This is a genomic window from Caldivirga sp. MU80 (genome assembly GCF_001663375.1).
Lineage (GTDB): Archaea > Thermoproteota > Thermoprotei > Thermoproteales > Thermocladiaceae > Caldivirga.
Genome location: NZ_LCTF01000003.1, coordinates 67,471 through 88,408, shown reverse-complemented (window position 1 = coordinate 88,408; position 20,938 = coordinate 67,471). Strand labels below are relative to the sequence as shown.

General features: G+C 49.5%; 21 protein-coding genes, 1 tRNA gene and 1 pseudogene. 14 read left to right on the top strand and 9 right to left on the bottom strand.

Annotated features, from left to right (window positions below; translation table 11 throughout):
* The first annotated feature begins 97 nt into the window (after window positions 1-97).
* A complete protein-coding gene (locus AAX04_RS01550; protein WP_369818398.1) occupies window positions 98-967 on the top strand; it encodes a DNA-directed RNA polymerase subunit D in 870 nt (289 codons plus the stop codon).
* A gap of 41 nt (window positions 968-1,008) precedes the next feature.
* Here AAX04_RS01550 and AAX04_RS01545 read toward each other — a convergent pair whose 3' ends face one another.
* The 4 genes from AAX04_RS01545 to ilvB form a co-directional block, all read right to left on the bottom strand.
* A complete protein-coding gene (locus tag AAX04_RS01545) occupies window positions 1,009-2,259 on the bottom strand; it encodes a 3-isopropylmalate dehydratase large subunit (protein ID WP_066793108.1) in 1,251 nt (416 codons plus the stop codon).
* 118 nt (window positions 2,260-2,377) lie between these two features.
* Entirely contained in the window at window positions 2,378-3,364 is a 987-nt protein-coding gene (gene ilvC, locus AAX04_RS01540) for a ketol-acid reductoisomerase (protein WP_066793065.1), read from the bottom strand.
* Window positions 3,357-3,647: an ACT domain-containing protein gene (locus tag AAX04_RS01535; protein WP_066793106.1), complete on the bottom strand. Its 291-nt coding sequence runs from the start codon at window positions 3,645-3,647 to the stop codon at window positions 3,357-3,359. The genes ilvC and AAX04_RS01535 overlap by 8 nt, the downstream gene beginning before the upstream one ends.
* The gene (gene ilvB / locus AAX04_RS01530) at window positions 3,647-5,362 is read right to left on the bottom strand and encodes a biosynthetic-type acetolactate synthase large subunit (RefSeq protein ID WP_066793104.1); all 1,716 of its coding nucleotides are present in this window, start codon (window positions 5,360-5,362) and stop codon (window positions 3,647-3,649) included. Before ilvB ends, AAX04_RS01535 begins: the two co-directional genes overlap by 1 nt.
* Window positions 5,363-5,690: 328 nt before the next feature.
* On the opposite strand from ilvB, the gene AAX04_RS01525 reads away from it, so the two are divergent.
* The 8 genes and pseudogenes from AAX04_RS01525 to AAX04_RS01490 all read left to right on the top strand — a co-directional run bounded on the left by AAX04_RS01525 (window position 5,691) and on the right by AAX04_RS01490 (window position 12,815).
* The gene (locus tag AAX04_RS01525; protein ID WP_084761134.1) at window positions 5,691-6,860 is read left to right on the top strand and encodes a 2-isopropylmalate synthase; all 1,170 of its coding nucleotides are present in this window, start codon (window positions 5,691-5,693) and stop codon (window positions 6,858-6,860) included.
* Window positions 6,841-7,851: an isocitrate/isopropylmalate dehydrogenase family protein gene (locus AAX04_RS01520; RefSeq protein WP_084761137.1), complete on the top strand. Its 1,011-nt coding sequence runs from the start codon at window positions 6,841-6,843 to the stop codon at window positions 7,849-7,851. Before AAX04_RS01525 ends, AAX04_RS01520 begins: the two co-directional genes overlap by 20 nt.
* Window positions 7,852-8,018: 167 nt before the next feature.
* Window positions 8,019-8,291 (top strand): annotated as a pseudogene (locus AAX04_RS12325) (DsrE/DsrF/DrsH-like family protein); the annotation flags it as partial.
* A gap of 199 nt (window positions 8,292-8,490) precedes the next feature.
* On the top strand, window positions 8,491-8,973 hold the full coding sequence (locus AAX04_RS01510) for a 3-isopropylmalate dehydratase small subunit (RefSeq protein WP_066793102.1): 483 nt from the start codon (window positions 8,491-8,493) through the stop codon (window positions 8,971-8,973).
* Between the two features lie 51 nt (window positions 8,974-9,024).
* Window positions 9,025-9,873 (top strand): class II glutamine amidotransferase, encoded by an 849-nt coding sequence (locus AAX04_RS01505; RefSeq protein WP_066793061.1) that lies wholly within the window; start codon window positions 9,025-9,027, stop codon window positions 9,871-9,873.
* Between the two features lie 62 nt (window positions 9,874-9,935).
* Complete coding sequence (locus tag AAX04_RS01500; protein ID WP_066793060.1) at window positions 9,936-10,976, top strand: NAD(P)-dependent alcohol dehydrogenase; 1,041 nt, start codon at window positions 9,936-9,938, stop codon at window positions 10,974-10,976.
* Between the two features lie 2 nt (window positions 10,977-10,978).
* Window positions 10,979-11,755: a Zn-dependent hydrolase gene (locus AAX04_RS01495; protein ID WP_066793059.1), complete on the top strand. Its 777-nt coding sequence runs from the start codon at window positions 10,979-10,981 to the stop codon at window positions 11,753-11,755.
* Between the two features lie 52 nt (window positions 11,756-11,807).
* On the top strand, window positions 11,808-12,815 hold the full coding sequence (locus AAX04_RS01490) for a hypothetical protein (protein WP_066793058.1): 1,008 nt from the start codon (window positions 11,808-11,810) through the stop codon (window positions 12,813-12,815).
* Window positions 12,816-12,834: 19 nt separating this feature from the next.
* On the opposite strand, the gene rimI is transcribed toward AAX04_RS01490, so the two are convergent.
* Window positions 12,835-13,374 carry a ribosomal protein S18-alanine N-acetyltransferase gene (gene rimI / locus AAX04_RS01485; RefSeq protein ID WP_066793057.1) on the bottom strand — a complete coding sequence of 180 codons (540 nt, stop codon included), beginning with the start codon at window positions 13,372-13,374 and terminating at the stop codon, window positions 12,835-12,837.
* 130 nt (window positions 13,375-13,504) lie between these two features.
* Here rimI and AAX04_RS01480 point away from each other — a divergent pair, with 130 nt between their 5' ends.
* Complete coding sequence (locus tag AAX04_RS01480) at window positions 13,505-14,017, top strand: class I SAM-dependent methyltransferase (RefSeq protein WP_066793055.1); 513 nt, start codon at window positions 13,505-13,507, stop codon at window positions 14,015-14,017.
* Window positions 14,018-14,101: 84 nt separating this feature from the next.
* Window positions 14,102-14,221: transfer RNA gene (locus tag AAX04_RS11775), tRNA-Ser, on the top strand.
* Window positions 14,222-14,348: 127 nt separating this feature from the next.
* On the opposite strand, the gene AAX04_RS01475 is transcribed toward AAX04_RS11775, so the two are convergent.
* The 3 genes from AAX04_RS01475 to AAX04_RS01465 form a co-directional block, all read right to left on the bottom strand.
* Entirely contained in the window at window positions 14,349-15,932 is a 1,584-nt protein-coding gene (locus AAX04_RS01475) for a hypothetical protein (RefSeq protein WP_066793053.1), read from the bottom strand.
* A 469-nt stretch (window positions 15,933-16,401) separates the two neighbouring features.
* Window positions 16,402-16,959, bottom strand: coding sequence for a hypothetical protein (locus AAX04_RS01470; protein WP_066793051.1), 558 nt, complete (start codon window positions 16,957-16,959; stop codon window positions 16,402-16,404).
* Window positions 16,960-17,007: 48 nt separating this feature from the next.
* Entirely contained in the window at window positions 17,008-18,681 is a 1,674-nt protein-coding gene (locus AAX04_RS01465) for a hypothetical protein (protein WP_238377753.1), read from the bottom strand.
* Window positions 18,682-18,989: 308 nt separating this feature from the next.
* On the opposite strand from AAX04_RS01465, the gene AAX04_RS12125 reads away from it, so the two are divergent.
* Window positions 18,990-19,127 (top strand): hypothetical protein, encoded by a 138-nt coding sequence (locus AAX04_RS12125; protein ID WP_162270100.1) that lies wholly within the window; start codon window positions 18,990-18,992, stop codon window positions 19,125-19,127.
* 213 nt (window positions 19,128-19,340) lie between these two features.
* Here the strand turns inward: AAX04_RS12125 and AAX04_RS01460 are convergent, their stop codons facing one another.
* Window positions 19,341-19,838 (bottom strand): PaREP1 family protein, encoded by a 498-nt coding sequence (locus tag AAX04_RS01460; RefSeq protein ID WP_066793049.1) that lies wholly within the window; start codon window positions 19,836-19,838, stop codon window positions 19,341-19,343.
* 110 nt (window positions 19,839-19,948) lie between these two features.
* On the opposite strand from AAX04_RS01460, the gene AAX04_RS01455 reads away from it, so the two are divergent.
* Window positions 19,949-20,416, top strand: coding sequence for a nucleotidyltransferase domain-containing protein (locus AAX04_RS01455; protein ID WP_066793048.1), 468 nt, complete (start codon window positions 19,949-19,951; stop codon window positions 20,414-20,416).
* Window positions 20,413-20,844, top strand: coding sequence for a HEPN domain-containing protein (locus tag AAX04_RS01450; RefSeq protein WP_066793046.1), 432 nt, complete (start codon window positions 20,413-20,415; stop codon window positions 20,842-20,844). The genes AAX04_RS01455 and AAX04_RS01450 overlap by 4 nt, the downstream gene beginning before the upstream one ends.
* Window positions 20,845-20,938: the final 94 nt, after the last annotated feature.

Genomic DNA, 20,938 nt, shown 5'->3' with positions numbered 1-20,938 from the left:
GCCGTGGGGGTGCTGTGAGTGAATTCTACAGGGCACCGCCAGTGATTGCACATGGCTAATTAAGGTTTATAAAATACTTGCCCAGTGGGGGCATGTGGTGTCTGTTAAGGTTCTCCAGTACAGTAACGATTACCTGAAATTCGCGGTGGAGGGTGTTAAGCCAAGTTTAGTTAACTCGCTTAGAAGGGTGCTCATATCCGATGTACCTGTGTTAGCCATAGACAGGGTGATTATCCTAGACAACACCACGGTGATGTACGATGAGGTGCTTGCTCATAGGTTATCCATGATACCCCTCAAGACTAACCTAAGTAAGTTACCTAAGATTGAGGAGTGTGAAGAGGAGCTGGTTGACCCAAGTCTATGCCAGGTTAGATACCAGTTAAGTGTTAAAGCCAGTGACCAGGTTGTGTCCGTGTACGCTAAGGACCTGATCCCAGATGACCCAGACTTCGCGCCACTGTACCCAGACACGTTGATATTGAGGATGAGTAAGGGGCAGGTCCTATCTATTGAGGCGTACGCTAAGCTAGGTAGGGCCAGGGATCATGCAAAGTGGCAGGCATGCTTGGCATCATATTACTACTATCCCAAGGTCCAACTACTCAATGCCAAGGATGACAGGTGCGCAGCGTGTGAAGAATTCTGTAAGGGCATTAGTAAAGGGGATGATGGGTACGTTATAACTGACCCACTGCAATGCTCATTCGATAATTGGAAGACCTGCGAGGAGACGTGTAGTGGGTCACTGGCCGTGGATTGGGATGAAGATAAGTACGTGTTTTGGATCGAGAACTACGGAAACATGGACATGCCTAGTCTTGTTAAGGAGGCATTCAGGATTTGGAAATGGCGCTTCACCACGCTGCTGGATTTAATCAAAAGTGAGGCTAAGAGACAGGCATCCCAGGGGCTCGGCGAGACCCATGCTGGGGGTAATGGGGGCGGTGAAGCCAGTAATCAATAGGTGCGTTGATTTTTTAATTAGGGTTAATGGCGTTTAACGCATCAGTGTAGGTACTTCCTTGGGTCAGTTAACTTACCCTCAAGCGCCGTGGCGGCTGCGGTGGCTGCATTGGCTAGGTAAACCTTACCCTCAGGGGAACCCATCCTACCCTTAAAATTCCTACTACCCGTTGAGACAGCCACCTCACCTGGGCCAATGACACCAAAGTGGCCCCCTAGGCACGGCCCACATGTACCGTAGGTAACCACACACCCAGCCTTAGTCAATACATCTACGTAACCCGCATCAAGGGCTTTCGTGAAAAGGTCCCTTGAAGCCGGTATGGCTATGCACCTGGCCTTAACCTTACCATTCTTAAGTATCCTCGCCGCCACCTCCAAGTCACTTAACCTACCGTTTGTGCATGAACCTATGAACACGTAGTCGACCTCAGTGCCCTCAACCTCGGTAATGGACTTAACGTTATCCACGCTATGGGGTGCCGCCACCAGGGGTTCAAGCTTATTAAGCTCAATGGTGTAGCTATCGACATACCTGGCATCCTGATCCGGGGCAATTGCCTTAGCCTCAATGCCCCTATTCCCCCTCAGGTAATTCAAGGTTTCCCCATCAGGTATGAATATGGCTGCGTCTGCCCCAAACTCAACACCCATATTAGACACCGTAGCCCTGTAATCCATTGGGAATGCCTTGGGTTTCTCCACCTGGAACTCAACGGACTTACCGTTAAGGCCTTCGGCCTTGAAAACGGAGAGTATATGCAATGCAACATCCTTACCGTAAACACCTGGTGACGGTTCGTTAACCAGCCTTATTAGGAATGGTTCAGGGACCATTAGCCATGTCTTACCTGTGATTAATATTGCCGCCATGTCGCTGGCCCCCATTCCCTGGGCAAAGGCACCTATAGCCCCAACCGTGGTTGTGTGACTGTCGGCGGCCATAACAACCTGGCCAGGTAAGGCATACCTTTCAAGTAGCAGCTGGTGGAGTATACCATCGCCAACATCGTGGAAGTTCCTCACATTTATTGATTTAGCGAACCTCCTCAGTTTAACCTGAATCTCAGCAGCCCTCTCATTGGGTGGCGGCGCCAAGTGGTCAAAGGCTATGATGAATCTATCAAGGTCCCAAACCTTAACCACCCCTATGTTCTCCATAACCTCAACAACGTGATGACCTGTTAAATCGTGGAACGCCGCCAGGTCAACACCTATCTCAGCAACGTTGCCGGGCGATACTTGCCTCCCAGCGGCCCTACTTAGTATCTTTTCCGTTAATGTGAGACCCATTAGCCACCACTTTAACACAGCCGCCTAATGAGGGTTTATTAATTTTACCAAGATTATTATTCTACTGAGAATCAACTTTTGTAAAATTCAATAGTAATTATATGTAAAACTATAGCCACTACTTGCCGCTCCTCATCATTCTCCTCAACTCTTCGCCAACAACCTCAATCCTGTGGTTCTTAATCTCATTAAGTAGCCTATTCAGATTCCTCATACCACCCTCATACTCGTTCAGCCACTCTCTAGCGAATTCGCCATTCCTAACCCTCTCTGCCGCCTTCCTCATCCTCTCCTTAACCGTATCATCAAGGACGTATGGGCCTACGGTTAACCCACCGTACCTTGCGGTTTCACTTACCCCGTTAAGCATCCCGTAGATGCCCCTCTCCCATATTAGGTCCATTATTAACTTAGCCTCATTAAGGACCTCGAAGTATGCCACCTCAGGTTGGTAACCCAACTCCACCATTGTTTCGAAACCCTTCTTAATAAGCTCCATTAAGCCTCCAACTAGGACTGTCTGCTCGCCTATTAAGTCGGTCTCGGTCTCCTCGGCGAAAGTGGTTTCAATAACACCAACCCTGGTGAAGCCATTAGCCTTAGCCACGGCCAACGCCCTCTTAAGAGCCCTGCCCGTATAGTCCTGGTGAACTGCAACTAATGCAGGGACCCCCCAACCCCTAAGGTACTCATCCCTAACCGCCCTACCTGGTGCCTTAGGGGCAACCAGGGTTACGTCAACGTTGCTCGGTGGCTTAATCAGGTTAAACCTTATGTTGAAGCCATGCGCGAATACAACTAGTGAACCTGGCTTCAGGTTAGGCCCTATTTCACTCTCCCAAACCTTAGGTTGAACCATATCTGGCAGTAGAACAGCAACCACATCAGCCATTCTCGTGGCCTCGGCTACGCCATGGGTTTCAAACCCTTCCTGCTTAGCCAGGTCAAGGCTCTTGCCTGGCCTAACCCCCACTATTACGTTTAACCCACTATCCCTCATGTTCAATGCCCATGACCTACCCTGTATGCCGTAGCCTAGGATGGCTACTACCTTACCCCTTAACTCTGAGAGGTCTGCGTCACCCTCCCTGTATATCTTAGCCATTCCTCTCACCCATTAACAGGGCCTGAGCCTTAGGTATACTTATACTTGCCGTGTAGCTTACATTAGCAACGTCATATAGCTTGTTCAACTTGTTACAAACCCAGTTAACCTCATCCTCAACGCCCTCGACGTAAATATCAACATTTACCGCATCCCTATTAAACGAGACTGTTATGGCCTTAACGTTAACCTTACCCCTCCTCACTACGTTGAGCGCCCTGACCAGTGGATCTAATCCACCATCCATGTTCAGTAATGTTAGGTTTATCCTGTAGCTGTTCATCATGCATCACCGTACCTTAGGTTAACCTTAAACCCCTCAGGTAGGACCACCTCACTAAGCCACTTCCCAGGTTGAACCCATGGCAGCACCAGGTCCCTCTCCCTATCAATGGTTACGTCAACTATCAACGGTTCATTATTCCTAATCGCCCTGGCCACGCTACTCCTCAATTCATCGTAGTTACTTGGCCTGACGCCATCTATGCCGTAGGCCTCACCTATCTTTATGAAGTCTGGGTTAGCCTGGAAGTCAACGGCTATTATCCTCCTACCGTAGAGTAGCATTTGCCAATGCCTAACAAGCATTAGTGCTGAGTTATCGAAGATAACCACTATTATGGGTAAGTTATACTCCCTGACTAGGGCTAGATTCTGCATCGTCATTTGGAACGAGCCGTCACCGTCAATATCCAGGACTGGGACATTGGGCCTAGCCACCTTAGCACCCAGGGCTGCCGGTATGCCGAACCCCATTGTCCCCAGGCCGGCGCTGGTTATGAAGGTTCCAGGCACGTAGACGTCCCAATGCAGTTCACTCCACATTTGGTGGCTGCCAACACCCGTCGCCACTATGGCCTGGGGTGGCGTAACCTCCCTAATGACCTTAAGCACCCTCCAGGGGGCGAAGCCTGGCATATCGCTGGTTTCCCTGAACTTCTCGTAGGCCTCCTTAATCGACCTTAACCAGTTGACGAATTGCTCATTCTTAACGGCGGCCTTAGGCAGCAGCTCAAGCATCATCCTTAAGGTAGCCTTCGCATCGCCAATAATGCCCACGCTCGGTTTAACGTTCTTACCAATCTCACTCTTATCAATGTCAATGTGAATTATCCTCCTCCCCCTCTGGAACTCCCTAAAGTCACCCACAGTCCTGTCACTAAACCTAGTACCCACCGCAAGCACAAGGTCCGAGTTCATTATTGCGGCGTCAGCCTCAACCCTCCCATGCATACCAGCTGGCCCCATGAACAGTGGGTGGTTGTTGGGCACACAGTTCTTGCCGGGTAGGGTGGTGACTATAGGCATCCACAGCGTTTCAGCCACAGCCAACACCTCCTCGGTGGCGTTGCTCCAGCATACACCACCACCGACAAGCATCACCGGCCTTTCAGCCTCCATGAGCAGTTTAACGGCATAGGCCACAAGCCCAGGGTCAGGTTCAGGGATACCCTTGTAGGAGACCTTTACGTAATCCTCACCACGCACCTCCTTAACCTCAGATAGCTGAACATCCCTAGGTAGATCCACCACAACTGGACCTGGCCTACCATCGGTGGCTATTCTGTAGGCAGCCTTAAACATGGGCACTAGGTCCTCGGGTTTCTTAACCATGAAGGTGTGCTTGGCTATGGGTATTGATAAGCCTATTATGTCCGTCTCCTGGAAGGCATCCCTACCAAACACTGAGGTTGGGACTTGCCCTGTTAGTGCGACCAAGGGTGATGAATCCATCATTGCGTTGGCCAAGCCCGTGGCGAGGTTTGTTGCACCAGGCCCTGAGGTAACTAGGACAACACCTGGCTTCCTAGTTACCCTACCATATGCGTCCGCCGCATGTATGGCACCCTGCTCATGCCTAAAGAGGAATATCTTAATGCCCTTGCCGTAAAAGGCGTCGAACAGTGGCATTATCTGACCCCCAGGTATGCCGAATATCTCACCGATACCCATTTTAACAATCTCATCGGACAGCACATCAACAGCCCTAACCACCATAACCACCCCTTAGCCTATTTATAGGGTCTGTATACCAATCCCCCGCGGATTCTTTGCTTATTCTACATTTGATTAAGTATTGGGCCCCTGAGGCCCACTCCTTATCGTACGTAAAGAATAAGACACCTCATTAACCGCAGTAGCCTATACACCCCTTTTTAAGCATTACCCTTAGGCTATCTATTCTATGCAGCATAGCCACTGCTAAACAGTTGAATACCAATAATTCTATTGATTCAACCTACAGTTATTTACTGAATTCCACGAAGCTTAAAACTTATATACCTAGACCGGCGGGGCTGTTAGGGTGGTCTAGATTGCTCAAGCCGTGACCCCAGGCGGCACGGGGGTTAGGTACGTTAGGTTCCTGGACACCACCCTAAGGGATGGTGAGCAGACGCCCGGCGTTGCATTAAAGCCTGAGGAGAAGTTACTGATAGCAATGAAACTTGAGGACCTTGGCGTGGACTCAATAGAGGCCGGGTACCCTGCGGTAAGTGAGGGTGAGTTTAAGGCTGTTAGGATGATAAGTAGGGAGGTGACCGACTCCGAGGTCATAGTTTTATCGAGGTCTGTTAGGCATGATATAGATAGAGCCATTGACGCCGACGTTAAGGCCGTCCACCTATTCATAGCCACATCCGACATACACATGAAATATAAGTTGAGGATGAACAGAGAGCAGGTTATTGAAAGCGCTGTATCAGCTGTAGAGTACGCTAAGAGCCATGGGTTAACCGTGGAGTTCAGCGCTGAGGATGCCACCAGGAGTGACTTGGAATTCCTGGTGAAAGTATTCCAGAGCGTCGTTGATGCTGGGGCAGATAGGCTAGACATTGCTGACACGGTTGGTGTAATGTGGCCAAGCAGAATGGCCCAGTTAATTAAATTAATTAAAGGTAGGGTGAGGGGCAATTACCTGCTCAGTGTCCACTGCCACGACGACTTCGGCATGGCGGTCGCCAACAGCGTGGCCGCTGTTGAGGCTGGGGCTGATCAGGTACATGGCACTATAAATGGGGTTGGGGAGAGGGCTGGGAATGCGGCCCTCGAGGAGGTGGCCTCAGCTGTAAGATTCCTACTCGGCTACAGAACCAGGATTAGGTTTGAGAGGATTAAGGATGTGTCTGAGGCCGTGTCTAAACTATTTAATATACCTGTACCACCTAACAAGGCTATAGTAGGCGCCAACGCCTTCTCCCACGAATCCGGTATACACGTGCACGGCATCCTAAGCAACCCATTAACATACGAACCCATTGACCCATCCATGGTTGGCATGAACCGCAGGATAGTGTTAGGTAAGCATAGCGGTAGGCACTCAGTGGAGTATGCACTTAAGATGCTGGGTATAGAGCCCAATGATGAGGTGGTTTCCAGGGTGCTGCGCAGGATAAAGGAGCTTGGGGACTCCGGGGTTAACATTACCTGGGAGGACTTTAAGAGGATAGCCCTAACGGAGATTAAAGGTGAGGTCAGTGAGGATAGCCGTAATTAAGGGCGATGGCATTGGACCTGAGGTTGTAGACTCAGCCCTGAGGGTACTTAAGGCCGCCGCAGCTAAGTACGGCCTAGCAATTGAACCCACCGAGGTTGAGGCCGGCGACACAGCGCTCAGCAGGTACGGTGAAGCCATGCCGAGCAGGTACTGGGGCATCATTGAGGCTTCCGACGCTATACTGAAGGGCCCCGTGGGCGAAAGCGCCGGTGAGGTTGTTGTTAAGCTTAGGAGGGGTTTAGACCTCTACGCCAACATTAGGCCAGCTAGGGTTTACCCAGGTGTTAAGGCGCTTAGGGAAGGCGTTGACCTGGTTATAGTTAGGGAGAACACGGAGGATGTCTACGTTAGGGCCGAGTACATGGTCACCAGCGACGTGGCTGTGGCGCTTAGGGTTATTTCAAGGAGGGCGAGCGAAAGGATTGCTAAGGTCGCCTTTGAACTGGCTAAGTCAAGGAGGGGTAAGGTGACCGTGGTCCATAAGGCAAACGTACTCACCGTGACCGATGGCCTATTCAGGAGCGTTGCCAGGGAGGTGGCTTCAAGATACCCCAACGTAAAGGTTGATGAGATGTACATAGACTCGGCGGTTATGGATATGGTTAGGAGGCCACAGGACTTCGACGTAATATTAACGACAAACCTCTACGGCGACATACTAAGCGATATAGCGGCATACGTGACGGGCAGCATTGGGTTAGCCCCATCGGCAAACATGGGTGACTCAAAGGCAATGTTTGAGCCAGTCCACGGCGCAGCCTTCGACATAGCCGGTAAGGGCATAGCCAACCCAACGGCAACCATACTGTGCGCGTCATGGATGCTTAAGTGGTGGGGCAGCAGGGTGGGTGATGGCAAATACACCACCGCTGGTAACGCCATTGAGAAGGCAGTGCTGGATACACTAAGCAGTGGAGCCAAGTTGACACCGGACCTTGGCGGTAACGCCACAACGGCTGAATTCGCAGATGAGGTCATTAAGAGGATTTAGATGTTAACGGTGCATTAAGGCATTGCACATAAAATGTGCAATAAAGGGTAAATAACTAATATTGATATAGCAAATACATGTAGCCTGGGATGAGTAAGGGCAGGGTGATACTCTTCATTACAATGCCGCCATCTGAGGAGGACCGTGTTTAAGCTGCATTAGGGCTCGCATTTATCGCATCCTCACAGGGGTATGAGGTAATCGTTTACCTGGTGCTGTATTCAGTGGTGCTAGCCAAGAGGTCTGTTTTTGAGAAGCTAAGCGAGGCAACTAGGAAAATGATTACTGATGCTATGAACGCTGGCGTGAGGATTGTTGCATGTAAGGTGGCAATGCAGGGCTTTAATGTCAATGATGAGGAGCTGATGAACGGCATTGCTATCCGGGAGCCAAAGGATCTTTTTGAGTCCGCTAAGGGCTCCATACTCATTTCGATGTAACTGGAGTTATTAAAAACATAGCCGTAGTACCATAAGCTCAAGTTAACGGGGTGTGGTAAACCTCGCAAGGCTTGGACTACCAGTGAATAGGGGCGTGGTGGAGGAGTGCCTTGGTTAAATTACAAATTGCTTAATCATAAGGGTTGATTAATAAGTTAAACTTAATAATCATTAGTGGCTGTGGGTTACTATGCCTCAATTGGTGGTGGAGGGCAGGGTCATTAAGGTTGGGGATAACATAGACACGGACGTCATAATACCGGCCAAGTACCTTGTCTACACGGACCCGGCTATACTTGGTAAGCACGCCATGGAGCCCCTGGACCCTAACTTCTACGAGAAGGCTAAGGATGGTGTAGTATTAGTTGCCGGGAGGGCCTTTGGGATGGGGTCGAGCAGGGAGCAGGCTGCCATAGCGTTAAAGGCTGCTGGGGTTAAGGCTGTGTTAGCGGAGTCCTTCGCCAGGATATTCTACAGGAACGCAATTAACAATGGCCTACCGGTCCTGGTGGTGCCTGGGGTTAGTAGACTGGTTAATGAGAATGATAAGGTGCGTGTGGTTGTGGATACAGGTGAAATAACGGTAAACGACTCAAGGGTGATTAAGGCCAAGCCGATAACAGGGGTGGCGCTGGAGATACTGCTTAAGGGTGGGCTCCTCAACTACCTGAAGGGCAGGTGAACCACGGCTAAATCTTTAATACCGAGCCTTGATGAGGCTTGCCTGAGTATTATGTGCAGGATGGCTATTATACTGGGTGGGATGCCCAGCATCCTTAATGTACGTGAGGGGGTCGTTAATGGCCTCATTAAGGCTGCGTCAAATGACCCATATGGTGAGAGACTTTACGGCGAGTCAAGCCACAGTGATGGGTGGGGCTTTGTATCGCTAGTGACCGGTAACCCGACTTCACCGTTAATGTTCAAGAGCCTTAAGCCAATATACCTAGACCCACTATCCCCAAAGATACTGATGGGCGCTCATGAGGGGCAGGGTACGTTAATAGAGATGATTCACGCCAGGGCTGCCAGCACAGGAACACCGAAAAACATAACGTCAACCCACCCTGTCTACTCAACAACCAACACTGGCCACGAAGTCTTCATGGTTCACAACGGCTCCTTCAGGAGGGATGACCTGGCTAGGTACCTTAACCTAGGGCCCGGTTATGGTGCCAGCTACAACGACACATTCATAGCTAACCTGGCTCTTGCTGGGAGGGTGGGTGATGGTATTACAGTGGGGGATTTGAAGTGGCTGCTTGGTTACGTTAAAACTGGGGCCAACCTTGGGATACTGATGGTTAAGTACATGGATGGCCGGTTAAGTGAGGTTCAACTTGTGGTTGGTAGTTATTACGTTAAGGCCAATGATGGCAAGGATGAGGCCCGTGATGATTACTACAGGCTTTACTGGTGCAGCGGCAATGGGATCAACGTGTACGCGTCTTCAACAATAGTGGACTACTATAGGCCAGTAAACCTACCCAACTGCACGCCGCTTAGGAATGGCGAATACCACTCGTACATGGTGGATGCCAACACCGGTAAGTACACCCGTGAGGTATGGGTATTGAGCTAACCTAACCTGTTAGGTTTATTACTTTAAAATTTAGAATAATCCTAGTACACCCGGTGCCTTCAATGAAGGCTAGGGCCCTTGTGCTCAGGGAGTTCGGTAAACCCCTTAGGATGGAGACCATTGACGTTAAGGAGCCTGGTGATGATGAGGCTGTGCTTATTAAGGTGGTTGGCGCGGGCATGTGTAGGACGGACTTAAGGCTATGGGCTGGTACGGAACCGAGGGAGGGGTTTAGGCTACCCTTCGTGCTTGGTCATGAGAATGCAGGCGTGGTTGAGAGTGTTGGGGGTAAGGTTAAGGGGTTTAAGCCGGGTGATAGGGTACTGGTTTACGCCATCTGGGCTAACTGGGGGTGCAGGTACTGCAGGATTGACAAATGCATGCAGTGCAGGGATCAAAGCATACCCGGGCAGTCCAACTACTACGGTGGGTACGCTGAATACCTCTACGTACCCGACTACAGGTACTTGGTTAAGATAGATATTGATCCTGTGGAGGCGGCGCCATTAGCCGATGCCGGGTTGACATCATACTCAGCAGTTAAGAAGGCCATGCCATACCTACACCCGGGTTCAACAGTAGTGGTGTATGGGGTTGGTGGCTTAGCGTCATACGCCATACAATACCTAAGGCACATGACCCCCTACGTAACCATAGTAGCCGTGTCCAGGAGCGATGAGAAACTTAAATGGGCCGAGGAACTGGGAGCCCATTACGCAGTACACCCAGGTGAACTGGGGGACATGGTTAAGAAGCTTAGCCCAGAGGGGGCTTCAGTGATCCTAGACTTCGTGGGTAACGGGGATTCAGCCAAGGCAATACCACTACTTGAACCTGGGGGCGCGGTGATCCTGGTTGGGATGGAGGGTAGGGACTACCCAATACCGGTCTTCGACACTGTTGCGTGGCAATTCACCGTGATCGGGAGCAATTACGGCAGTATAAGTGAAATGGAGGAGATGGTCCGCTTCATTAGGGACCATGGCATTAAGTCGTACGTAGAGAGGATACCGCTTGATGAGGATGCAGTTAATGAGGCGTTGAACAGGTTGAGGGAGGGTAGGGTATTGGGTAGGTTCGTCATAACACCTCAGGGTGGTTGACCATGATTAGGAGGTTTTGGTTAGCTAAGGTTGGGGATCACGGTGAGGTCCCGGGCGCCGAGGTTTACTGGATGAGGGACTTTGATAAGTGGGTTAGGTTAAGCTTCTACTCACTGATAATAGACACCGACGATGGCTACGTCCTAGTGGGCACTGGCCTAGTAAGGGACTTAACGCTAAGGAACAGGTTCCTCAGGGAGTGGGCGGGTAGTGATAGGTGTAGGTTCACGGTTCAGGATAGTGAGAGGATTGAGAACGTGCTTAGGAGACTTAACCTAACCCCAGATGACGTAGCCCACGTAGTCATAACGCCAGTCCAAGACTACACGGTTGGTGGCCTAGACCTATTCAAGAGGGCTAAAATATACTTCTCAAGGAGGGGTTGGTTTGAGGATGTGGTTAACCCAAGGCCATCACCATTCCTCAACAGGGACGTTTACCTACCCAGGTACGTTAGGGATTACCTCTTCGAGGAGGCTTGGGGTAGGATAATCCTGCTTAACGATGAGGATAAGGTGGTTGATGGGGTGGATGTGAAGTGGACTGGTTGCCACCACAGGAGCTCAATGGCCATTATAATGCACACTAGAGAAGGTGTCATCAGTCTCACAGACGCAGCCTTCACCATGAGGAACCTGCAGGAGAACATACCCATAGGCATAGCCGAGGACATTTACGAATGCCTAAACGCATACGAATACCTGAAGAATGTGAGTAAGGTGGTTATACCAGCCTACGATCCAGATAACGTGGTAAGGTTTAGGGAGTGGTTTATTTAGGGGGCGTAATTTTGTCTGAAACCTATTTTAACTTAAGTAACGTTGACTAAGTGTGATTAAGATTGAGCTGCTTGTAGCCAATGGCGAGGTTACCGTGGTTGCTGAGGGCGAGAAGGTGACGTTTAGGAGTATTGATGATGCCCTGGCCTACGTTAGGAAGATGGCCACTGACGTTGACTGCATCAGGAACTCCTGGTACATTAGGGTTCCGTTGGTTAGGATCCTGGATACATTAGCCTACGCCTCCACGGCTAAGTCTAGGAGTGTTAAGGAGACCTTGGTTAACTACCTTAGGGAGAGGGGGTTGAGTGAGACGAACGTGAGGGTTATCGGACCCACGCTACAGGCCCTTAACCTAGTCAACAACGGTGAGTTCACCGATGATGCCCTTAGGATTGGGGAGTTGTATAGGATGGGGATGCTTAGTGAATGCGCTAGCCTAATGATGAAGCTTGCCCAGGGTAACTGCGCCCTAAGGGGCCTATTATCCAAGTATAGGCCGGGTGACCCAGACTCACTTAGGCAGCTTGGGCTTAGGAGGAGGGATGAGGTCAACTACACGATGCAACTCCTCGACTTCATGATAAGCGGTGGTTTACTGGGTTGCATTGATTCACTGAGGGAGTTCCTTAACGGTAAGTGCACAACACCACTATGCCAATGCTGCACCAGCTATGCCGCATACTTCATACTGAGTAGGATACCCATGGCCAAGCTCATGGATTACCTAAACCTACCCAACCCAGGCTACACACCAGTCATAAGTGGGCGTGAAGTAGCCCTAGTGCACCCAGGTAGTGGCGATAGGGTGGCCGTGGTGGGTAAGGTTGCTGAGTTTAACCAAGTCAACTACGCCCCAGCCTTAAGGGCCCTGGTTGATTCTATTGAACAGGAGTTGAGGAGGGGAGGGATGGATAGGGCCATTTTAATAATACCGTTCACCGTTAACTACAATGGGTGCGGTGTTGGTAAGGTCTACGTTGCAACATACCTAAACGGCGTGTTCACGTATGCCGAGATACATGAGCCACGGGAATTCGTTAACCCAGGGTTTAAGTAAAATTGATGAATTAATAGGGCTAGTAGTTATCCAGGGATGTGGCCATTATGTAGGCGTCCTCGCCGTCATGGTAATAGCCCTTAACCACGTCAACCACCCTGTAGCCTAACTTCTCGTATAGGCTTATGGCTGGTTTATTGGAGACCCTAACCTCAAGGTAAACCTCACTGGCCCTGTAGAAGTGCTTAAGGGCCCTCATGGACCTGACCATTAGGTTGTACCCTATGCCAATCCTCCTATACTGGGGTAGGACACCGATGGACACTATGTGCCCCTTCCTAACTATGCTACCCCTCCTTATGTTTGACCAGCCGAACTCAACCCTACTCATCACGTAGCCCGCGGTCTCACCATTAACCTTAGCCACTATGAATGCCTTGGGGAAGTTCAAGTGGTGCTCCACGAAGAAGTAGGATGGGTAGTTCTCAGGTAGGACAGCCCTATTAATCCTAACCACATCCTCAAGGTCACCCATGTCGAACTCCCTAATAATGAACTTAACACCACCCTTACCGGTAATCTCCTCGGAACCCTCAAGCTTCTCAGTAACAATACCCATATAACATCACCCTGACTCAACCAATATATAAACATTTGTACATTGATAAGCCAACCCAAGTTGTGGACGTTCTCCAAAGCCCTGAGGGGTGGGAGAAGATTTAAATTGACGTTGTTAAGTGAGCTATGGAATGAGGAGGTTCCTACATAGGGGTATGGTGAATTCCCCTGATGTTGTGGATAGGCTCCTTGAGGGGCTTAGCCTAGGCAGGGGGATGAACCTTGGGTGTGGGGATGGCTTCTACTGCGAACCGCTCCTAAGGTACGTCTTAGAGCTGTACTGCGTAGACGCCAATGAGGCTAACGTGGAGTTGGTTAAGTCCAAGTTCGGGGGTAGGGTTAAGGCAATGAGGGCCTTAGCTGAGGAGTTACCCTTCGACGACTCAAGCTTCGACCTGGTTTTCATGGCAAACTCATTCCACGACTTCGATAGGGAGAGGGCTAAGGCTGAGGTTAACAGGGTTCTGAGGCAAGGAGGTTACATAGCCATCTACGACTGGAAGAAGAATTACATAGGTCTAGGGCCTCCTCCCTGGATCAGGATGAGCGAGGAGGATTACCTAAGAACCTTTGAGAGATACCAACTGGTTAAGAGGCTAGACTTCGGGGAACACCATTATGGGTTACTGTTAAGGAAATTATAAACACGCATTAAAAGATGTAGCATTTAACCAGCGTGCATTGATTATGGGAGTAAGGTTTAAAGAGCGGTCATAAACCCTAAACCAGCCGGGGTGGCCGAGCTTGGCCCAAGGCGATCCCCACGGTTTAACCCGTGGGGACCTGAACGGGACTCGAGATCCCGTCCCCGCAAGGGGGCCCGGGTTCAAATCCCGGCCCCGGCGCCATGTTTATGTGGGTGGTTGCTCCGCTGTTGAGTTAGGAATACTCATTAAGCCTAAACCCTCTTCATAATCCGATTAAAAGGCTGGTGTGGGTGGGGACTTGTTTGATTGGTTTATGGTTGGGTTGTTGTTAGGGCCGGCACAACTCTAGTGTGGGTGCGCTCCATGATGCTACTCCGCTCACGTATGTGCCTGGGAGTTGTTGTGATGGTATGTACGAGGCTGCTGATGGGACTAGGCCCGTGCTTGAGCCCATTGGCTGTGCGGTAAGCCACCAACCACCATCAACCCAAACATACTCATAAGTATTCTCAGCAAAAATCAAGTAACACCTAGAACCCGTCAAAACCTCAACACTCATGTAGACTGGCAGGTAGGCATAGAACGGCTGGAGGCCTAAGGGATACGGCATAATCCAATTTGGCGATGGGTCATCGAAATCATTGTAGTAATCAATGCCTGGATTGTTTGCGTGGCTGAATCTGAACCTCCAGGTAACGTTATCGGCGGGGTAACCGTAAGCCTGCGTTGATGGGCCGTAGTTAAGGCTTATCCCCTCACTAAAGCCATACCCAGTCGTTAAGTGTACTAGTTGGGGTCGTCCCGTATTACTTCCAACGAATGAGTTCGTTATTGATTCGTTGTAGTACCTGTAACTGGTGTAGTAATCAATAGTGCCGGTTTCACTTAGAACCTCACCACCATTGTTAGCCATAGTCTCCGACAGCCTATACCCAACATAGCCGTATACGTAGGCGGGTATGTTCGGTGGTGTTGCAGTGACCCAAACTTGGGTGCTTACCTCTAGGCATGTGTCGTAGTAGAATGTGCCATTGCCATCACTATAACCCATGATACTCGGTGGTTCGTAGGAGCGTGAGCTGACTATTGGGAATGCCAATATGAGGTAGCTGTCGCTACTCCACTTACCGTTTAGGTAGTGGTCCACGGAGGAGTACCACTCGTAAATGTAGTAACACAGGTTAAGGTAATTCACCTCAGGGTCAGGGAGGCTTGAGAAAAGGCTCGCTATTGAGAATGTGTACCTTAACGACTCATACACAGCCACAGCCCATAGTACATCCCTCGGCATTGCTGGTCCTATGACTAGGTAATGCGGCCCACCAAATGCCATTGCTAGTGCTTCCTTGCTGTTGATTGGTATTATTGGGTAGGCTATTAGGTAGTTGCTTGGTACGCCGCGTCCATTAAGGTAGTTAAGGTAGAGTGTGCCGTATTTTTTAGCCCACGTGTAGGCTAGTAGGTACTCCATTGCCATTAAGTCGCTTGAATTGCCGTATAGCATGATTAAGTCACCCTTAGCCACTAGGCTAATTAACAAGGCAATCACTGGGCTCGTTAGGTTAAGCCTCACCACCCCATTAACCACACCAACAACAACACTAGGCTTGATCACAGAGTAGCCTATGAGTACCGTTGAGTTACCGGGTAAGGAAGGCAATTGGCTTAGGTTAATTGGCTTAATAAGCGACTGCGGTACACCAACACCAACAAGCCTCCGAATCAACGACTGAGGACCAACAACGTAAACCGGCACGTTTAGGATAATACCCATCGACTCCGGTGCATTAAAATTAGCCTCAGCCCTTGTGCCTTGTTTATTAGCAGCATGAATCAAGAGTAGTACTGAGGCTATTACTGCGGCTAAAACTACCGCAGCCACTAATGAGGCAAGCTTAGATTCGAATCTCATACCGGGATTGCACGCTCTATGAGCTTTTTAACCCTTCGGTTTGTGAAAATAGTACCGACGCTTATTAAAGGCCTTTTACTGAGGCATACCTACGACCCCCCTCCCCACCCTTGTTGGGCTGGGTTTCCACCCCTGGGGGGTCTCGATTGTTACCCCCTCTTTGGGGCTACTGAATACCTTAATATGGCTGAGGTTGATAAACCTACCCACATAGTGGGCGACCCCACCCCTAGAAGGGGCAAGGCTTGTCGTTCATTTATTGTCATGATTAATGACATTCTCATACACCTACCCACGTAGTACCTAATCAATGCATATAGTGGTCTAATTAATACACTGGCGAACCCACCAGTGTCGGCACGTTAATTAAGGTTGATCTCCGTTAGTTTGGTGCCATGGATAAAGAGTAATGCGAAGGCTGCGATTACAGCAATTATTGAGACTATTAGCAATGAGGTAGTGAGGGCCCTCATTGCTCAACACCCAGCCTCCATGCCTCTATTGCCGATGCCATTATTGCCGTTGCCTGCTCAACCAATGCCATGTACTTCACGTAGTTAATGACTGCTAATCCGCCTCCTATGAGTATTGGCGGTATTAGTGTGAGTATTATTGTTGCCGTTGCCCACAAGGCCTTAGAAGCCCTCGAAACGGCAACACTGATTAACACTGCGTATGTGCCAATAAGCATTACGTATGCTATGACCAAAATAACCAGTGCAGGTATGGCTTGCCTAACCAAAAGTAGGGTTATGCCTATGGTGAATGCGATAACCATTGTTATCGGTATGAAACCTCTATTCATTTTATTCAAAACCAATGCTACACCAAGGTATGCGTACAAGGCAAGCATCAAAGATGCAACAATTATTCCGGCAGTGACGATATTGCCAGGAGTGTAGAGTAACCAATAGGGGAGGGGTATTGGTGTTATCGTCAAGACAGAACTAAGCAGTAGCCAGAGAGATGAGGCAAAACTCGCAAAAACAAAGCCAAAATAGAACCAAAACAAAGATTTAACATTCATGAGGACACCATTACGAATTTCAATGAATGTTGAGTGCCATAATGGCTCTTAACCAATCTGCACCCATTGATTGTACTTGCACGTGAAGCTTGACGGGATCCCGTAGAAATTCGTGGCGTTCAGTATGAAGCCGAATGTGGGTAAGCCGTAAACCGCCGAGGCATTAACCACGGAGATGTAGAGGTTCGTGCCCGCTGTGACGCCACCAATTCCAAGCGTAGTCTTCGTTACTGTTGATGAGGTTTGTGGCGGTATGAGTAGGCCGGCGATGTCGAATATCGATGAACCAACATAATTCAGGAGAATTTCAAGTGGCGTTGCCTCTCCCTCCGTCGCCATTTCTACCAAGACATCGAACGCCAAACCACCCAACTCAGTGCCAATCTCAGCCGCACTCAGGCCGTAAGCCGTGTTAACACCGCCGAGTGTTATTGTGTAGACGGTACCGTATGGCGTACTAGCATTACCAACTGGTCCGTTGCACTCCCAGAGCTCCTCTCCATATGGTGTGTACTCAAATGCTGCATATTCAATAATCGTCGATGCGTTGAGTGCTGGGTATCCGAAGTACTGCTGGCTTAGTGTTATTGAGCCATTGTAGAACATGCTTATCGGCCCATTGCCATAATCAAAGGCATAACCATAGACATCATTTGGTGGTACGTAAAGCACCTCGGAAACAGTCGTGGTGCCCACATAATACATGATAGGCACATCAACATACCACACTTCATACACTTCATAATTGACGATAGCCCAAGTGGCCCCTCCATAGTACCAATACAGTGAGCCAGGCTGCGTCACATCAGAACCAATAGTAAACTCTGCACTTAATATTCCCCAGTTCTCTGGTGCGCTGTATGATGTGCCTATGTTGCCGTAGCCGGTTGCCATTGCGTCCCAATTTATCGTACCCGAGAAGTCTATGGCAAGCTGTAACTGTAGCCCTTGGTCGTTTTGTATTACGCCGTTGCTCCACGTAGCCCATGCTATTGGTAGTGATCCGTTGAAGCCTAGGCATGTGCTCGTTGGTTGGAACACGTATGACGTGTATATATTTGGTGGTTGTGGTCCGCTTAGGCTGCAGTTGTACACCGTGTAGCCGTTGTATGTTCCGAAGACCTGTGGGTCAGTGACCGTGCTGTTTAGCTTTACTGGAACCACCCTACTCGGCCTTAACTCATTAACGTTAATGTAGGCATTAACAACAATGTACCTTGGCGTGGCGTCACTTGGCGTTGACTTGCCTAATGCCCTGTATGCCCAACCAACATTGTATGGGATAAGCAATGGTACGATCCACGACTCATTACCATGCATGTAGGTTATGAATACTAGCATTGACGTGTTGTACCCACTGAATGGTATACCCAATGAAGCCCACTTACCAAGCGCATACAGCCAGTTCGTGCTGTTAAACGGCACAATTAAGATTGATGAGTAGCCCATTGCAACGTGGACAATCCCATTGGGAGCATTGGCGTAAACATCGATGAATGCGTTAACGGGCTTCATGCTGGAGCCGTTGATTAGGTAAACCCTAACCAACAAGCCAGGAGGAGCATTAAGTATTGGTTGCGATGCGTAGTAATCAACCTCACCAAACCCACCAATACGAACGGAGGAGATGGGTGACGGGACCGCGTAAATACTATTAGCAACCAAAACAACCACTGAGACTATTGCCAATGCGAGGACAACCATGGGCAAAGCCCTAGACACAGACCACACACCAAAACTCTTCTCCCACAGGGATTTTTATTTTTTCGAGGCAATTAATGGGTGAGTGGCTCAGATGCAACACCTCAACCCCACCCCAAGCTAACCGGGCATTCTATAAGGAAACAAACAAGGCAAGTTAAACAACCACGAAGACAACCAACAACCCCCACAGAAAAACCCAAGCCCAAAACCCAACCCTAGCGCCGAGATCAGTTAAACAGGATTAGTACCTTTGCCTATGGTTGGGTCATTCTTGCAAAGCTGTATTGGGCTAACGCTACCGTAAGGATGGGCTTAGACGTAGTTTGGTGGGTTTTAGGAATGTACTGGTTCATGGTTATGTGGAAATCAATGTTTCGATGGAGATAATAACATTTAGGGAGACGGTTAACGCATTACCTGCCATACTTAGTGGGTTGAGGAGTGTAGTCGGTAATGACCCCTGAGCCTTAACCTAGGTATTGATGTTTCACGTAGCGCCTTCGTGGAGTATGGCATTAAATACATATTCCTCTTTGCTTCTAAGGCTAGGTCCGGTGCCGGTAAGGATTCTAAATAAGGATCACAATTACTCCCCAACAACCTCCCTAGCAAGGATGACGGATAATTAGGGACATAGGGATGAGGGGAACGAAACATAGGCACTGGTTATGTTGGGTTTAAGGTGCTTGGCACAATTTCTTAACCTCCTCAAAAAGCCTGGCCACGTACGGCTCCCTAGCCTTAACGGACTCGCTGCTAAGCTTAGCCTCATGAAACCCCCACACGTGAAGCACCCACGCGGTATCCCAGGCTGCTAGGAACCAGTCTCCTACTTTATTTGAAATACCCCTAGCGGCCTTATCCAACTCAGCCACAGTCCACTTACCCTTATCCTCAACCTGCCTAAGCACGTCTAGGCTTAGGCAACTTGCAGCCGCCTTAACTGATTCCTCGGCAGCCTTGTAAAGCTTCTCACTGGCCTGAACAGGATCCTTATTAACAAGGCCCCTACCCTCCTCAAGGTACCGCATTGCCAATTCCAAGTGCGCCTGGGCCGTTGTCTTGGGGTCCAGGTTGAGCACTCTTACCAGCAGCTCAACAATCAGAGACTCCGCATCAATCCCCCTATTCTTAAGCTCCCTAATGATAGCCTCTGGTACGGCTACGGTTTCCACATTAATGCTAATCAACGGCACCTAATAAGCGCTTCTCAGCACCGTTTCACGCCTCCTGGCTGGGCATTGGGAAAGTATTTAAGTTAAGAAAGCCCACATCTAAGTGGGTAATGCAGCTTAGCTGCGATTCCGTTATTAATGACCTTAGGAGGAGGTTGAGTAAGCTGACTAATGAAAACTACGTAGCAGCCCTACTCTTCGGCTCATGGGCAAGGTGCGAGGCTGATGAGAGGAGTGACGTAGACATACTCATCCTTCATAAGGGGCTCCGTGAAATTAATAGGTTAGTTAGGGGTAGGGCGGTTTACCTAGCCGTAACTGCCCTACTAAGGGGTTACCCGGAATTCACAGTGATTGACATGGATTTTAAGGAATTCGTGAATCCAAGCGTAGTGAACCCCCTACTGCTGAACATCTACTGGGACACCGTGGTTCTCTTAGACAGGTCAGGGGTGCTCCAGGGCTTCCTGGCTCACGTTAGGCGCAGGATAGTTGAGAGCGGGTTAAGGAGGGTTAAGGATGGTAAGGCCTACTACTGGGTTTTACCGAAGCCGATGGCGAAGGTCAGGATACTATGATAGACCCAATCAGTGAGGCTGAGTATAGGCTAAGGCTGGCCAACGAGCACTTGGGGCGGGCTGAGGCATATTATGAGCATGGTGATTGGGCTGGATGCGTACACTACTCCCAGTTGGCCATTGAAAACTTCGCCAAGGCTATAATATCCGTTTTTGAGGTACCAACATGGAGCCATGACCCATCAAATCAATTAATGAATGTAATGAATAAGGTGCCTGAGGGTTTAAGGGGGCTTGTGGGTGAATTGGCTAGGCTGAGTCATGAGGTGGCTAGGGAACACGCCAGGTCAACTTACGGTGAACCGTCAAGCCTGTTAACACCCGGCATGCTTTACGATAGGGATTACGCAGGCTCAATGCTTAACAGTACGCGTAGGGCTAGGGATATTGCCTATTCCGTACTTAGGCAACTGGGGGTTGACATTTAACGGTGCTTTAAATCTGCATTACGGTGCATGTGAGTTAAGTTCCGCATACCAATTGCCACGGTCTTAACCACCACATGGGTGTTACGTCCATGGT

What these genes read in the sequence shown, in the direction of transcription:
- AAX04_RS01545 (WP_066793108.1), bottom strand. Translation starts at nt 2,259, where the DNA reads ATGGGTCTCACATTAACGGAAAAGATACTAAGTAGGGCCGCTGGGAGG.
- ilvC (WP_066793065.1), bottom strand. Translation starts at nt 3,364, where the DNA reads ATGGCTAAGATATACAGGGAGGGTGACGCAGACCTCTCAGAGTTAAGG.
- AAX04_RS01535 (WP_066793106.1), bottom strand. Translation starts at nt 3,647, where the DNA reads ATGAACAGCTACAGGATAAACCTAACATTACTGAACATGGATGGTGGA.
- ilvB (WP_066793104.1), bottom strand. Translation starts at nt 5,362, where the DNA reads ATGGTGGTTAGGGCTGTTGATGTGCTGTCCGATGAGATTGTTAAAATG.
- AAX04_RS01505 (WP_066793061.1), top strand. Translation starts at nt 9,025, where the DNA reads ATGTGCAGGATGGCTATTATACTGGGTGGGATGCCCAGCATCCTTAAT.
- AAX04_RS01500 (WP_066793060.1), top strand. Translation starts at nt 9,936, where the DNA reads ATGAAGGCTAGGGCCCTTGTGCTCAGGGAGTTCGGTAAACCCCTTAGG.
- AAX04_RS01495 (WP_066793059.1), top strand. Translation starts at nt 10,979, where the DNA reads ATGATTAGGAGGTTTTGGTTAGCTAAGGTTGGGGATCACGGTGAGGTC.
- rimI (WP_066793057.1), bottom strand. Translation starts at nt 13,374, where the DNA reads ATGGGTATTGTTACTGAGAAGCTTGAGGGTTCCGAGGAGATTACCGGT.
- AAX04_RS01480 (WP_066793055.1), top strand. Translation starts at nt 13,505, where the DNA reads ATGAGGAGGTTCCTACATAGGGGTATGGTGAATTCCCCTGATGTTGTG.
- AAX04_RS01475 (WP_066793053.1), bottom strand. Translation starts at nt 15,932, where the DNA reads ATGAGATTCGAATCTAAGCTTGCCTCATTAGTGGCTGCGGTAGTTTTA.
- AAX04_RS01470 (WP_066793051.1), bottom strand. Translation starts at nt 16,959, where the DNA reads ATGAATGTTAAATCTTTGTTTTGGTTCTATTTTGGCTTTGTTTTTGCG.
- AAX04_RS01455 (WP_066793048.1), top strand. Translation starts at nt 19,949, where the DNA reads ATGCAGCTTAGCTGCGATTCCGTTATTAATGACCTTAGGAGGAGGTTG.
- AAX04_RS01450 (WP_066793046.1), top strand. Translation starts at nt 20,413, where the DNA reads ATGATAGACCCAATCAGTGAGGCTGAGTATAGGCTAAGGCTGGCCAAC.